Origin of the sequence: Falsiroseomonas sp. (assembly GCF_030695085.1) — a bacterium.
Taxonomy (GTDB): Bacteria; Pseudomonadota; Alphaproteobacteria; order Acetobacterales; family Acetobacteraceae; genus Falsiroseomonas.
In genome coordinates this window covers 1-14,266 of the sequence record NZ_JAUYTS010000048.1, presented here as the reverse complement: position 1 = coordinate 14,266, position 14,266 = coordinate 1, and the positions used below count along the sequence as shown (strand labels likewise).

General features: G+C 69.0%; 15 protein-coding genes. 3 read left to right on the top strand and 12 right to left on the bottom strand.

The features are described 5' to 3' along the window. Positions 1-624, top strand: a 624-nt coding sequence (locus tag Q8S40_RS05730) for an MFS transporter (protein ID WP_305669618.1), incomplete at its 5' end; no start/stop codon positions are given. On the opposite strand, the gene Q8S40_RS05725 is transcribed toward Q8S40_RS05730, so the two are convergent. From Q8S40_RS05725 to tpiA, 7 genes are all read right to left on the bottom strand, one after another. Further along, positions 597-950, bottom strand: coding sequence for a septum formation initiator family protein (locus tag Q8S40_RS05725; RefSeq protein WP_304815658.1), 354 nt, complete (start codon positions 948-950; stop codon positions 597-599). The two genes, Q8S40_RS05730 and Q8S40_RS05725, sit on opposite strands and share 28 nt — an antisense overlap. Positions 951-1,086: 136 nt before the next feature. Continuing rightward, on the bottom strand, positions 1,087-2,364 hold the full coding sequence (gene eno, locus Q8S40_RS05720) for a phosphopyruvate hydratase (protein WP_304815638.1): 1,278 nt from the start codon (positions 2,362-2,364) through the stop codon (positions 1,087-1,089). 81 nt (positions 2,365-2,445) lie between these two features. Further along, a complete protein-coding gene (locus tag Q8S40_RS05715; protein ID WP_304815639.1) occupies positions 2,446-2,751 on the bottom strand; it encodes a hypothetical protein in 306 nt (101 codons plus the stop codon). 66 nt (positions 2,752-2,817) lie between these two features. Beyond that, entirely contained in the window at positions 2,818-2,982 is a 165-nt protein-coding gene (locus Q8S40_RS05710; protein WP_304815641.1) for a hypothetical protein, read from the bottom strand. Between the two features lie 3 nt (positions 2,983-2,985). Continuing rightward, positions 2,986-4,620: a CTP synthase gene (locus Q8S40_RS05705; protein ID WP_304815643.1), complete on the bottom strand. Its 1,635-nt coding sequence runs from the start codon at positions 4,618-4,620 to the stop codon at positions 2,986-2,988. Between the two features lie 99 nt (positions 4,621-4,719). Continuing rightward, the gene (gene secG / locus Q8S40_RS05700; protein WP_304815645.1) at positions 4,720-5,043 is read right to left on the bottom strand and encodes a preprotein translocase subunit SecG; all 324 of its coding nucleotides are present in this window, start codon (positions 5,041-5,043) and stop codon (positions 4,720-4,722) included. 75 nt (positions 5,044-5,118) lie between these two features. Next, entirely contained in the window at positions 5,119-5,850 is a 732-nt protein-coding gene (gene tpiA / locus Q8S40_RS05695; protein ID WP_305669619.1) for a triose-phosphate isomerase, read from the bottom strand. Positions 5,851-5,946: 96 nt separating this feature from the next. On the opposite strand from tpiA, the gene Q8S40_RS05690 reads away from it, so the two are divergent. Both Q8S40_RS05690 and trpE read left to right on the top strand, forming a co-directional pair. Further along, positions 5,947-7,848, top strand: coding sequence for a peptidylprolyl isomerase (locus Q8S40_RS05690; protein WP_305669617.1), 1,902 nt, complete (start codon positions 5,947-5,949; stop codon positions 7,846-7,848). Continuing rightward, complete coding sequence (trpE, locus tag Q8S40_RS05685; RefSeq protein ID WP_305669616.1) at positions 7,845-9,350, top strand: anthranilate synthase component I; 1,506 nt, start codon at positions 7,845-7,847, stop codon at positions 9,348-9,350. Before Q8S40_RS05690 ends, trpE begins: the two co-directional genes overlap by 4 nt. A 41-nt stretch (positions 9,351-9,391) precedes the next feature. On the opposite strand, the gene Q8S40_RS05680 is transcribed toward trpE, so the two are convergent. From Q8S40_RS05680 to Q8S40_RS05660, 5 genes are all read right to left on the bottom strand, one after another. After that, positions 9,392-10,426: an ABC transporter ATP-binding protein gene (locus Q8S40_RS05680; RefSeq protein WP_304815651.1), complete on the bottom strand. Its 1,035-nt coding sequence runs from the start codon at positions 10,424-10,426 to the stop codon at positions 9,392-9,394. Next, on the bottom strand, positions 10,419-11,408 hold the full coding sequence (locus tag Q8S40_RS05675; RefSeq protein ID WP_304815653.1) for an ABC transporter ATP-binding protein: 990 nt from the start codon (positions 11,406-11,408) through the stop codon (positions 10,419-10,421). Before Q8S40_RS05675 ends, Q8S40_RS05680 begins: the two co-directional genes overlap by 8 nt. Then, entirely contained in the window at positions 11,408-12,328 is a 921-nt protein-coding gene (locus Q8S40_RS05670; RefSeq protein ID WP_305669615.1) for an ABC transporter permease, read from the bottom strand. The genes Q8S40_RS05675 and Q8S40_RS05670 overlap by 1 nt, the downstream gene beginning before the upstream one ends. A gap of 1 nt (position 12,329) precedes the next feature. Beyond that, positions 12,330-13,313: an ABC transporter permease gene (locus Q8S40_RS05665; RefSeq protein WP_305669614.1), complete on the bottom strand. Its 984-nt coding sequence runs from the start codon at positions 13,311-13,313 to the stop codon at positions 12,330-12,332. A 61-nt stretch (positions 13,314-13,374) separates the two neighbouring features. After that, positions 13,375-14,266: ABC transporter substrate-binding protein (locus Q8S40_RS05660; RefSeq protein ID WP_305669613.1), on the bottom strand; the 892-nt coding region annotated here is incomplete at its 5' end.

Sequence of the window (14,266 nt, the reverse complement as noted above, 5' to 3'; positions counted from 1 at the left end):
GCCGCGGTGGCGGAAGGGGCGCGCTTTGTTCGCCGCCAGCCCTTGCTGCGCGCCATCGCCCTGGCGGCGATTGCCTGGAATGCGGGGTTCTTCGCCCTGATGGCCATCGCCGTGCCGCTGGCGCTCGGACCGCTGCGGCTGGATGCGGCCTCCACCGGCCTGGCGCTCGGCGCCTATGGCGCGGGGCTGGTGGCGGGCGCGCTGGCGGCCCCCGCGGCCAGCCGGTTGCTGCCGCTCGGCCAGGTGCTGCTTTCCGGGCCGGGCCTGTCGGTCCTCGGCATTGCCGCGCTGGCGCTGGCACCGGGCTTCGCCACACTGGCGGCCTGCATGGCACTGCTCGGCTTCGGGCCGATGCTGTGGCAGGTGGCGCAGACCAGCCTGCGCCAATCGGTCACGCCGGCTGGATTGCTCGGGCGGGTCGGCGCGGTGATGCAGGTGGCGGTGTTCGGTGTGCGGCCGCTCGGCGCGCTGGCGGGCGGCGCCGTGGCTGCCTGGGCCGGCCCGCCGGCTGCGCTGTGGCTGGCTGCGGCCGGGTTCGCGCTATCCCTGCTGGCGGTCGCGGCCAGCCCGCTGGCGGCGCTGCGGGCGCTGCCGGATCAGAACAGCCGCTGGCCCGGCTCGTAGGGCACCACGATCTCGTTCTTGTCGACCATGTTGAGCAACTGCCGCGCCCGCTCATCCAGTTGGTCGCGGTCCAGCCGGTCGCCGCGCAGCCCGGCCACGCGGCGTTCCACCGCCTCCAGATCCGCCTGCACCTGGGCGAGCTCCTGCCGCGCCTCCTGAAGCCGCTCCTGCCGGATATCGCGCGCGATCAGGCCGCGTTCGCCATGCACCGCATGCCAGACGAAATAGCCGCTGGCCGCCAGGAACAGCACCGGCAGCACCGCCGCGCGCAGCTTGCGCGAAATCCAGGCACCGAAGCCGGCCCGCCTTTGTGGCGGCATATACATGTCAGACACGCTCGCAACGCCCCCCGCCGATGCCCCCATAGAAGAAGGGCGCGCCCCGCCTGTCCAGCGGAATCGCGCCCTCTCAATGCGTTAACGGCCGATGCGTGGGTTTCATGCCACGCCCGGCCCGCAAGTCTCAGCGCCGCAGCACGCTGCGCCCGGCATAGCGGGCGGAGGAGCCGAGTTCCTGCTCGATGCGGATGAGCTGGTTGTACTTGGCCGTCCGGTCGGAGCGGGACAGCGAGCCGGTCTTGATCTGCCCGCAATTCGTCGCGACAGCGAGGTCGGCGATGGTCGAATCCTCCGTCTCGCCCGAACGGTGGCTCATCACCGCCTTGAAGCCGGCGCGATGCGCCATCTCCACCGCTTCCAGCGTCTCCGTCAGCGTGCCGATCTGGTTGACCTTCACCAGGATGGCATTGCCGGTGCTGGTCTCGATGCCCCGGCGCAGGCGTTCGGTGTTGGTGACGAACAGATCGTCACCCACCAGGTTGATCTTGCCGCCGAGCCGGTCCGTCAGCAGCTTCCAGCCTTCCCAGTCATCCTCGGACATGCCGTCCTCGATGGAGACGATGGGGAATTTCTTCGTGAGCGCCTCCAGGTAATCGACCATCTGGCCGGAATCGAGGGTCTTGCCCTCGCCCGCCATCACGTAGCGGCCATCCTTGTAGAATTCGGTGGCCGCGCTATCGAGCGCGAACAGGATGTCCTCCCCCACCCGGTGGCCGGCCTTCTCGCAGGCCTTGGCGATGAAGCCGAGGGCTTCCTCGGCGCTGCCGATATTCGGCGCGAAGCCGCCCTCATCGCCCACATTGGTGTTGTGGCCGGCATCGTGCAGCGCCTTCTTGAGCTGCGCGAAGACCTCGGAGCCGATCCGCACCGCATCCGCCACCGTGCCGGCGGCGACCGGCATGATCATGAATTCCTGGATGTCGATCGGGTTGTCCGCGTGCTGGCCGCCATTGATGATGTTCATCATCGGCACCGGCAGGGTGCGGGCGAAGACGCCGCCGACATAGCGGTACAGCGGCAGGTCGAGCTCAAGCGCCGCGGCCTTCGCGGTGGCCAGCGACACGGCGAGGATGGCGTTGGCGCCCAGGCGGGACTTGTTCGGCGTGCCGTCCAGCTCGATCATCGTCTCGTCGATCTTCACCTGGTCGGTGGCGTCCATGCCGCCGAGCGCGTCGAAGATCTCGCCCTCCACATGGCTGCAGGCGCGGCGCACGCCCTTGCCGCCGTAGCGGGACTTGTCGCCATCGCGCAGTTCCACCGCCTCATGCGCGCCGGTGGAGGCGCCGGAGGGGACGATGGCACGGCCGATGGCGCCGGAATCCAGCACCACCTCCGCCTCCACCGTCGGGTTGCCGCGGCTGTCGAGGACCTCGCGGGCGATGATGTCGGCAATGGCGGCCATGTTCTTTGCTCCGGGCGGGTGCGATGCGCCGCGCTTAAAGCGTGCAGGCCCGCCCGGCAAGCCGGGTACCGCAGGTGAGACTCAGCGCGGCTTGCGGGTATCCCAGACGGCGGAGAAGCCGCGTTTCAGCGGAAGTCCCTGCCGGTCGCAGGGCTCTACCCGGCCGCAGGGCACCGCAGTGGCCCGCGTCAGCACCGAATCCTTGGCCCGGCTGTAGCCGGCCAGCTTGAGGTCCAGCGCCCCGCAAGGGTGCACCCGCGTCACCAGCCCCCAATCGCCGGGCTGCGCGGTTTCCACCGCCCCGCCCTCGCCACGGGTCAGCCGGACCAGATCACCTGGCTCAAAGAGGTAGCTGTCGACGCCACCGGTACCGGTCAGGGTTCGCATGGCGCCACTGCACCATACTTGTCTGACCGAAACGTTAGGATCAGCCTTTCCGGCGCCTGCCGCTGGTCAGCTTTTGCGGCGTCCGCCGCCCAGCAGCAGCGTGGCCCCAAGCCCCACGGTGAGCGAGATGGGCACGGCGAGCGAGCCGAACAGGTAGCCAACCACCACCGTCACCACCAGGGTGATGGCCATGCCGATGCCGAAGCGTTGCAGCCGCGCCTTCTCATCCATGGTCTAGACCAGCCTTGCCTGGCGCACGGCGGCGCCGATGAAACCCTTGAACAGCGGATGCGGCTCGAAGGGTTTGGATTTCAGCTCCGGGTGGAACTGCACGCCGATGAACCAGGGGTGATCCGGCACTTCCACGATTTCAGGCAGCGTGCCGTCGGGCGACATGCCGGCGAAGCGCAGGCCGACGCCTTCCAGCCTCTCCCGATAGCCGACATTCACCTCGAAGCGGTGGCGGTGACGTTCGGTGATCTCGGCCGCGCCATAGACCTCCCGCACCAGCGACCCCTCGGCCAGCTTCGCGACATAGGAGCCGAGCCGCATCGTGCCACCAAGGTCACCGCCGGCCGTCCGGGTCTCGACCTGGTTGCCGCGCGTCCATTCGGTCAGCAGGCCGACCACGGGCTCCGCGCAGGTGCCGAATTCGGTGGAGGAGGCGCCCTTCAGCCCGAGCAGGTTCCGCGCCGCCTCGATCACCGCCATCTGCATGCCGAAGCAGATGCCGAAGAACGGGATCTTGCGTTCGCGGGCGAAGCGCACCGCCTCGATCTTGCCGCCCGAGCCACGCTCGCCGAAGCCGCCCGGCACCAGGATGCCGTGCACCCCTTCCAGGCGCTTCACCGCTTCCTCGTCGCCCGCCTCGAAGACCTGGCTGTCCACCCAGGTCAGCTTGACCTTCACATTATTGGCGATGCCGCCATGGGTCAGCGCCTCGGCCAGCGACTTGTAGCTGTCCAGAAGGTTCGTATACTTGCCGACCACGGCGATGGAGACCTCGCCCTCCGGCGCGCGAATCGACTGGACGATCTTCTCCCAGCGCCGCATGTCCGGCTCGCCGTAGAAGGACAGGTTGAAGTGCCGCAGCACTTCGCGGTCCAGGCCCTCAGCGTGGTAGCTGATCGGCACGGAATAGATGCTGTCGGCGTCATAGGCCGGAATCACCGATTCCGGGCGCACATTGCAGAACAGCGCGATCTTGCGGCGCTCATTCTCCGGGATCTGGCGGTCGCAGCGGCAAAGCAGGATTTGCGGCTGGATGCCGACGCCGAGCAGTTCCTTGACGCTGTGCTGCGTCGGCTTGGTCTTCAGCTCCCCGGCGGAGGGGATGTAGGGCACCAGGGTCAAATGGATGAACAGGCTGCGTGTCGGACCGAGTTCATTCGCCAGCTGGCGGATCGCTTCCAGGAAGGGCAGCGATTCGATGTCGCCGACGGTGCCGCCAACCTCGATCAGGACGAAGTCGTAGCCATCCGTCTCCGCCTGGATGACGTCCTTGATCTTGTCGGTGATGTGCGGAATGACCTGGACGGTGCCGCCCAGATAGTCGCCGCGGCGCTCCGCCGCGATCACGTCGGAATAGATCCGCCCCGTGGTCCAGTTGTCGAGCTTGTTGGCGGCAACGCCGGTGAAACGCTCGTAATGGCCGAGATCGAGGTCGGTTTCCGCCCCGTCATCGGTCACGAAGACCTCGCCATGCTGATAGGGCGACATCGTGCCCGGATCGACATTGAGGTAAGGGTCGAGCTTCCTGAGGCGCACCTTGTAGCCGCGCGCCTGCAGCAGCGCACCCAGCGATGCCGCTGCGATGCCCTTGCCGAGGGAGGAGACCACGCCGCCGGTGACGAATACGAACCGCGTCATGGACGCCCCTCATAGCGAAGCCGGACGGGCAATGGAACCCGTCCGGCGTGGTGGATGCAGTTGTGGCAGGACCAGCCCCCAAGCCGGGGGGCGCTCATCTCAGTTGTTCGGCACCGTCGGCACGGCCGGAACGGCAGGTGCGGTGGCGGCGGGGACGCCGCCTGCCGGCATGTCCAGGATCGAGCGGTTCGGCGCCTGGCCCTTGCCCAGCATGGCGAGCACCAGGGCCAGCGCCATGAAGATGGTGCCCAGCACCGCCGTGGTCCGCGTCAGCAGGTTCGCCGTGCCGCGACCGGACATGAAGCCGCCCATGCCCTGGGAGGACCCGATGCCCAGGCCGCCACCCTCGCTGCGCTGCACGAGGATGACCCCGATCAGCGCAAGAGTGACGAGCAGGAAGAGGACGAGGAGAAGGTTGGTCATGGCGCGCGCCTTCTAGCGGGTCTGTCACAAGAAGGCCAGCGCGCCGGCTGCCTCGCGCTGCCGCTGCCACGCATTTCACCCCGCCGCCGCGGCGATGGCCAGGAAATCCGCCGATACCAGGCTGGCCCCGCCGACCAACCCGCCATCCACATTCGGCAACGCCAATATGGCCTTCGCGTTGCCGGGCTTCATCGAGCCACCATAGAGAATACGCATCCCCTGCCCCGCCGGCCCGAAGCGCGCCACCAGCGTTTCGCGGATCGTGGCGTGGATGGCGGCGATATCGGCCTCCGTCGGCGTGCGGCCGGTGCCGATCGCCCAGACCGGCTCGTAGGCGACGATTCCGGCGAAATCATCCGGCAGCGACTCGGCCAGCTGCCGGCGGACCACCGCCTCCGCCTCGCCGCCCAGGCGCTGCGCCTCGGTCTCGCCGACGCAGGCCACGGGAATCAGCCCGGCCGCCAGCGCCGCCTGCACCTTGGCGCGCACCACAGCATCCGTCTCCGCATGATCGGCGCGGCGCTCGGAATGGCCGAGGATCACATGGGTGGCGCCGGCGTCGCGCAGCATGGGGGCCGAGACGTCGCCGGTATGCGCGCCCTTGGTCGCCGCATGGCAATCCTGCGCCCCGACGGCCACCGGCCCGCCCGCCAGCAGGGCCGCCAGGGACGGCACATGCAGGAAGGGCGGGCAGACCAGCAGGTCGGCCGGAAGGCCGGCGGCACCGGCGCGCACGGCCTCGGCCAGCGCCCCTGCCTCCCGCAGCGTGCCGTGCATCTTCCAATTGCCTGCGATCAGGGGGCGGATGCCAGGGGTCACGTGCGTCTCCGTTTTCGGCCTCGGTTCGCGTAGCAACGCCGCACCGGGCTGGCAACCGGCCGCGTTTCCGGCTACCGGGACGGGATGATCACATGGTTTCGCAACTTCACCCGGACCTGGGTCGCCAAGGTCCTTTTCGTACTGCTGGTGCTGTCCTTTGCCATCTGGGGCATCGAGGACACCGTCCGCGGCTTTGGCCGGGAAACCGCCGTGGTCAGCATGGAGGGCGGCGATATCGAGGTGCCGGAGGCGCAGAACGCCGCCCGCCGCGAATTGCAGCGCGTGCAAGCGCAGCTCGGCACCGCCTTCGAGGCGGATGAGCCGCTGCGCCGCGCCATCGCCATGCAGGCCGTGGAACAATTGATCGCGGAACGCGCCCAGCGGGCGGAAGCCGCACGGCTTGGCATCGCAACGCCCGATACCGCCGTGCAGGCCTATGTCTTCGCCATCCCGAATTTCCAGACCGCCGGGCAGTTCGACCGCCTGGCCCTCGACCAGTTCCTGCGCCAGAGCAACATGTCGGAAGCGCAGTTCCTGCAACTGGTGCGGGACGACCTGAAGCGCATGCAGCTATCCGGCGCCGTCCGCGCCGGGGCGCCCGCGCCGGACATGCTGGCCCGCGCCATGGTGCGCTATGAGCAGGAACGCCGCGTCGCCCAGGTGGTGGAACTGCCGCTGCTCGACGCGCCGGAGCCGGAGCCGCCGACGGACGCCGCGCTGGCCCGCTTTCATGCCAACAATCCGGAGCGTTTCTCCGCCCCCGCATTGCGGGTGGCGACGCTCGCCGTGCTGACCGGGGAGACGCTGGCCGACCAGATCGAGGTCTCCGACGCCGATCTGGCCGCCGCCTATGAGGCGCGCCGCGCCCAGTTCGAAACGCCTGAGCGCCGCGATCTGCAGCAGGTGCTGCTGCAGACCGAGGATGCCGCCCGGCAGATCAGCGCCGCCTGGCGCGCCAACCCGGATTTCGCCGCCATCGAGCAGGCCGCCCAGGCGGCCGGCGGTGCCGCGATGTCGCTCGGCAATGTGCCGCGCGCCGACCTGCCAATCGAGGCGCTGGCCCAGGCGGCGTTCAGCGCCCAGCCAGCCAGCGTGACGGACCCGGTGCAGTCGCCCTTCGGCTGGCATGTGATGCGGGTGGCCGGCATTACCCCGGGCGCCACCGCGCCACTCGCCGCGGTCGCCGACCGGTTGCGCCAGGAGATTGCGCTGGAACGCGCCGGCGACCTCGCCTTCGAGCGGGCCAACCGGGTGGAGGATGCGCTGGCCGGTGGTGCCTCGCTGGAGGCCGCCGCGCAGGAATTCGGCCTGACCGTCGCACGCGTGACGCTGGATGCCGAGGGCCGTGACGCGGAAGGCCTGCCCGCCGTGCTGCCGGTGCCCGTGGCGGCCCGCGCCGAGGCGCTGCGCGCCATCTTCGCGGCCGAGCAGGGCCGCGCGCCGCGGCTGCAGGAATTCCGCGAGACCGAGGGCTTCATGGGCATCGAGCTGCTCGAGGTGCGCCCGCCCGCGCTGCGGCCGCTGGAGCAGGTGGAGGCGGATGTCCGCCTCGCCTGGGCCAATGACGCCCGCCGCCGCGCCCAGGAGGAACGCGCCGCCGCCCTGCTCGCCGCCATCCGTGGCGGCCAGACGCTGGAGGCCGCCGCCGCCGCCGCCGGGCTGAACAGCTTCCGCATGGGCCCCTTCAGCCGCCAGCCGGAGGCCGGCCCGCCCGGCCTGACCGTGCCGCGGGAGCTGCTGCCGGTGCTGTTCAACATCCCGGTGAATGAACCGACCATGGCACCGACCGCCGCCGGCTTCGCCGTGGCCCAGTTGCTGGAAGTCGTCTCCGCCGACCCGGCCGCGGATGCGGAGGCGCTGGCCAATGCCCGCCGCACCGCGCAGCAACAGATGGCGGATGATCTGGACGCCGCCTATGTCGCCGCGCTGCGGAACCGGGCGGCGCCGCGGATCAGCCCGGCCCTGCTGCAACAGGTTGTGCCATGACGGACCTCTCCACCTTCGCCGCCTTTGCCGCCGGCCTGGCCGCGGGCCAGGGCCAGGTGGTGTTCCGCGAACGGGTCGCGGATCTCGATACGCCGGTCGGCGCCTATCTCCGGCTGGTGCAGGGGCGGCACAACGCCTTCCTGCTGGAATCGGTGGAAGGTGGCGCGGCGCGCGGGCGCTTCTCCGCGCTGGGCATGGAGCCGGACCTGGTCTGGCGCTGCCGCGAGGGCCGCGCCGAGATCAACCGCCACGCGCTCTCCGCACCCCATGCCTTCGAGGCCGATCCGGCGCCGCCGCTCGATAGCCTGCGGACCCTGGTTCAGGCGACGCGCATGCCGATGCCGGCCGGCCTGCCTTCCATCGCCGCGGGGCTGTTCGGCTATCTCGGCTACGACATGGTGCGCCAGATGGAGCGCCTGCCGGATACCAACCCGGATGTGCTCGGCATCCCCGAGGCGGTGATGATCCGCCCCACGCTGGTCGCCGTCTTCGACCATGTGCGGGATACGCTGACCCTGGTGACGCCGGTCTGGCCCGAGGCCGCGCAGGACCCGAAGGCAGCCTGGGACCTGGCGCAGGCCCGGCTGGATGAGGCGGAGGCAGCGCTCGACCGCCCCCTGCCCCGCCCGGCGCCGCCCGCCAGCCTGCCGGTGCCGCCCGCGCCGTCATCGAACTTCACGCCGGAGGGCTACAAGGCCGCCGTGCTGCGCGCCAAGGAATACATCGCCGCCGGCGACGTGTTCCAGGTGGTTCCCGCCCAGCGCTTCACCGCGCCCTTCGGCCTGCCGCCGTTTTCGCTGTACCGCGCGCTGCGCCGGCTGAATCCGGCGCCCTATCTGTTCTTCCTCGACCTGCATGGCCTGTCGCTTGTCGGCGCCTCGCCCGAGATCCTGGTGAGCGTGAAGCATGGCGAGGTGAAGCTGCGCCCCTTGGCCGGCACCCGTCCTCGGGGCGCGACGCCGGAGGAGGATGCGCGGCTGGAGCGCGAATTGCTCGCCGATCCGAAGGAGCTGGCCGAGCATCTGATGCTGATCGACCTCGGCCGCAACGATGTGGGCCGCGTCGCGGAGATCGGCTCCGTGCGCGTGACGCAGAAATTCCAGGTCGAGCGCTATTCCCAGGTCATGCACATCATGTCCGAGGTGGTGGGCCGCCTGCGCCCGGGCCTCGACGCGCTGGATGCGCTGGCCGCCGGCTTCCCGGCGGGCACGCTGTCGGGCGCGCCCAAGGTGCGGGCGATGCAGATCATCGAGGAGCTGGAACCCTCCCGCCGCGGCGCCTATGCGGGCGGCGTCGGGTATTTCGGCGCCGATGGCGACATGGATATCTGCATCGCGCTGCGGACCGCCCTGGTGAAGGACGGGCTGATGCATGTGCAGGCCGGCGCCGGGGTGGTGGCGGACAGCGACCCGGAGGCGGAGTTCCAGGAAACCCACCAGAAGGCGCGCGCCCTGTTCCGCGCCGCCGAGGAAGCCGTGCGCTTCGCCGCCCAGCGGCGGTAAGCCCTCCCCGGCCCCCAGGGGCGGGGGGGGGCTACTGCCGCCTATGCCGCGATCAGCGGTTCCCCGACCCGGTCGCGGCCTTCCTCCACCGCATGGCAGGCGACCAGCGTTTCCGCCGTGCCGCGCGCGGTGATCATTTCCGGGCGCTCGGCGATGCAGCGGTCATTGGCCAGCGGGCAGCGCGGGTGGAAGGGGCAGCCGCTCGGCGGGTCGATCGGGCTCGGCACCTCGCCGCCCACCGGAATGCGCTGGCGGCCGGTCATCTCCAGGTCCGGAATCGCCTCCATCAGCGCGCGCGTGTAGGGGTGGCGCGGCGTGTTGAACAGAGTTTCCGCCGGCGCCAGCTCAACCAGACGGCCCAGATACATCACGCCGACCCGGTCGCTGACCTGCCGCACCACCGCCAGATTATGGCTGATGAACAGATAGGTCAGGCCGAGCCGCGCCTGCAGGTCCTTCATCAGGTTCAGGATCTGCGCCTGCACCGAGACGTCGAGCGCCGAGGTCGGCTCGTCGCAGACCAAAAATTCCGGGTTGGAGGACAGCGCGCGGGCGATCGAGATGCGCTGGCGCTGGCCGCCGGAGAATTCATGCGGGAATTTCTGGCCATCCAGCGGGGAAAGCCCGACCTGGGTCAGCAGCTCGCCCACCCGCGCATCGATCTCCGCAGCACTCTGCGTCAGCCCGAAGGCGCGGATCGGCTCGGCGACGATATCCCGCACGCGCCAGCGCGGGTTGAGGCTGGCATAGGGGTCCTGGAAGATCATCTGCATGCGGCGGCGCTGTTCGGAATTGGCCCGCGCCTGCGCCAGATCCTGCCCGTCGAACACCACGCTGCCATGGGTCGGGCCGTAAAGCCCCACCACCAGGCGGGCCACGGTGGATTTGCCGCAGCCGCTTTCACCGACCAGCGACAGGGTGGTGCCCTTCTCGATGGCAAAGGAAATGCCATCCACCGCGCGCAGCACCCGCCTGCCCTCCCGCGCCAGCAGCCGCTGCACCAGGGGGCGGGAGACGTCGAAATGGCGGGCGACGTCGATGGTCTCCAGCATCGGGGTGCTGTCGGGCTTACGCATGGCGGGGCACTCCCTGCTCGGCATAGAGCCAGCAGGCGGCGAGGTTGCCGTCCTTGGCGGGCATCAGTTCAGGCCTGTCCACCCGGCAGCGGTCGAACACCTTCGGGCAGCGTGGGTTGTAGGCGCAGCCAGGCGGAATGGAGGAGAGCCGCGGCATGGAGCCGTCGATCTGCTGCAACCGCTCCAGCCGCCGCCCGACCGGCGGGATCGACCCCATCAGCCCGGCGGAATAGGGGTGGGAGGCCTGCTGCACCACGTTCCGCACCGCGCCGATCTCGACGATGCGGCCGGCATACATCACCGCCACGCGGTCCGCCGTCTCCGCGATCACGCCCATGTCGTGGGTCACCAGCATCATGCTGGTGCCCTTGTCGCGGGCCAACGACTTCAGCAGCGAGATCACCTGGGCCTGGATCGAGACATCCAGCGCCGTGGTCGGCTCATCCGCCACGATCAGCTTCGGCTCCGCGCAGAGGGCGAGCGCGATCACCACGCGCTGGCGCATGCCGCCGGAGAATTCATGCGGGTAGCTGTCGATGCGCTGGCTGGCGGCGGGGATGCCGACCAGTTCCAGCCACTCGATCGCCTTGGCGCGCGCCTGGGCCGGGTTCAGCGGCAGATGCGTCACCATCGTCTCGATGAGCTGCGCGCCCACGGTGTACAGCGGGTTCAGCGTGGTCAGCGGGTCCTGGAAGATCGCACCGATCTCCCGCCCCCGCAGTTTCCGCAGTTCCGAATAGGGCAGATTGTCGATCCGCCTTCCGTTCAGCAGGATCTGCCCGCCAGCGATGCGGCCCGGTGGCTCCAGCAGGCCGATGATGGCCGCCCCGGTCATGGATTTGCCGGCGCCGGATTCGCCGACCACGCCGAGCACCTCCCCCGGCGCGATGGAGAAGGAAACGTCGTCGAGGGCAACAAGGGTGCCGCGGCGCGTCGGGAACTCGACGCGCAGGTTGCGGACTTCAAGCAGGGGTACGGTCATTATCGGAGCTTCGGGTTCAGGGCGTCGCGCAGCCAGTCACCCAGCAGGTTCACGGACAGCACAAGCAGAATGAGAGCGATGCCGGGGAAGATGGTGATCCACCATTCCCCGGAGAACAGGAAGTCGTTGCCGATACGGATCAGCGTGCCGAGCGAGGGCTGGGTCGGCGGCACGCCGACGCCGAGGAAGGACAAGGTCGCCTCCGCCAGCACGGCAAAGCCCAGGTTCAGCGTGGCGATCACCAGCACCGGCCCCAGCACATTCGGCAGCACATGGCTGACCATGATGCGGGCGCGGGAGACGCCGATGATTCGCGCCGCCTGCACGTATTCCTTGTTGCGTTCCACCAGGGTGGAGCCCCGCACGGTGCGGGCGAAGGAAGGCCAGTTGCTGATGCCGATGGCGAAGATCACGACATACAGAGCGATCTGGTCATGGGTTTCCCGCGGCAAGGCGGCGCGCACCACGCCATCGATCAGCAGCGCGATCAGGATGGTGGGGAAGGTCAGCTTGATGTCGGCGATGCGCATCAACACCGCATCCACCGTGCCGCCCAGATAGCCCGCCGCCAGCCCGGCGGTGATGCCGATGGAGACGGACAGCAGCACCGCGAAGAACCCCACCAGCAGGGACACCCGCGCGCCATACATGATGGCGGACAGCATATCCCGCCCCTGGTCATCCGTGCCGAGCACGTAGTTCGGATCGCCATCCGCGTCCCAGGCCGGCGGCTTGAAGGCATCCATGAGCTGGAGCGAGGCGAGGTCGAAGGGGTTGTGCGGCGCGATCCACGGCGCCAGCACGGCGCCGCCGACGCAGATCAGCGCAACGATGGCGGAGGCGACGGTGATCGGCGACCGGGTGAAGGAATACCAGAGGTCGCTGTCCAGCGCGCGACGGATGACATTGGCCTGCGCCATCTCAGTGCGCCCCCTTGCCGCGGCCGATACGCAGGCGGGGGTCCACCGCGTAGTACAGCAGATCCACGATCAGGTTGATGGTGACGAACATCAGCGCGATCAGCAGCAGATAGGCGGACATCACCGGAATATCGGCCACCGCCACGCTCTGGATGAACAGCAGCCCCATGCCCGGCCACTGGAACACCGTCTCCGTCACGATGGCGAAGGCGATGATGGCGCCGAGCTGCAGGCCGGTGATGGTGATGACCGGCACCAGCGTGTTCTTCAGCGCATGGCCGAAATGCACCGCCCGGTTGGTCAGCCCGCGGGCGCGGGCGAATTTGATGTAGTCGGTCCGCAGCACCTCCATCATCTCCGCCCGTACCAGGCGCATGATGAGCGTGAGCTGGAACAGGCCGAGGGTGATGGAGGGTAGGATCAGCGCCTTCAGGCCCGACCAGGTCAGCAGCCCGGTGCTCCACCCGCCGATATTCACCGTATCCCCCCGCCCGAAGCTCGGCAGCCAGCCGAGCCAGACGGAGAAGGTCAGGATCAGCAGGATGCCGATCAGGAAGGTGGGCAGGGAAACGCCGATCAGGCTGAAGGTCAGGAAGAAGCGGCTGAGCCAGGAATTCCGATAGAGGCCAGTATAGACCCCCATCGGCACGCCAACCGCCAGCGCCAGGATGGCGGCGCACAGCGCCAGTTCCAGCGTCGCCGGTGCGCGTTCCACGATCAGCTGCGCCACGGGGCGGGACAGGCGGTAGGACAGGCCGAATTCGCCCTGCGCCGCATTCACCACGAACTTCATGAACTGCACGAAGAAGGGCTGGTCCAGGCCGAGGTCAGCCACGAGCTGGTCCCGCTGGGCAATGGTGTAGTCCTGCCCGAGCATGATGGCGACCGGGTCGCCAACATAGGCGAACATGGCGAAGGACAGCAGCGCCACCGTCAGCATGACGGGCAGCGCCTGTAACAGGCGGCTGATGATGAAGGCGAACACGGGGGTTTACGATCCTTTGCAAACCGGCGGCGCGAGGGGGCGCCGCCGGAACCGCCTGCTGTCAATCAATTCGGGCGAAGCGGAAATAGGGCTGGTTGTTGGCGGCGTGCGGGATGGAGAAGTTGCTCCGCATCGCCCAGGGAATCATCTGATGATGCAGCGGGATATGCGGCACGTCCTCCCGGTACAGGCGTAGCGCCTGCTGGATCGCTTCCATGCGGTCGGGACCGGATTGCGTCTTCATGCGCTGCACCAGTGCATCCATCTGCGGGCTGGAATAGCCGCCATAGTTCCAGATGCCATCCCCCTGTTCGCCATTTCGCGTGGCCAGCAGCGATTGGAAGGAATACAGCGCATCCAGCGTCGGCACACCCCAGCCGAGCAGATAGGCGCTGGTATCCTGGCGCTGGATCTGGGCGAAGAAGGGCGCCAGCGGCTGCGCCCGCACGCTGGTCCGCACCCCGATGCGCGCCCACATGGCGGCCACCGCCTGGCAGATCGCCTCATCATTGATGTAGCGGTTGTTGGGGCAATCCAGCGTCACGCCGAAGCCGTTCGGGAAGCCGGCCTCCGCCAGCAGGGCGCGGGCGCGGGCCGGGTCATGCGGCAGGCGCGTATCCTCGGCCTCGACATAGCCGTTCACCTGCGGCGGGAAGAAGGTACCGGTCACCACGGATTGCCCGCGCATGGTGGTGCGGTGGATCGCCTGGATATCGATCGCGTGATACAGCGCCTGGCGAACCCGCAGATCGGCCATCGGGTTGCGGCCGCGCACGTCGGAATACAGCAGTTCCGGCCGCGCCACGTCGAAGGCCAGGAAGATGGTCCGCACCTCCGGCCCTTCCAGCACGCGGATATTGGCGGCGTTGCGCAGCCGGTTCAGATCCTGCAGCGGCGGGTCGAGCACGAAATCCACCTCGCCCGACAGCAGTGCCGCGATCCGCGTGGCGTCC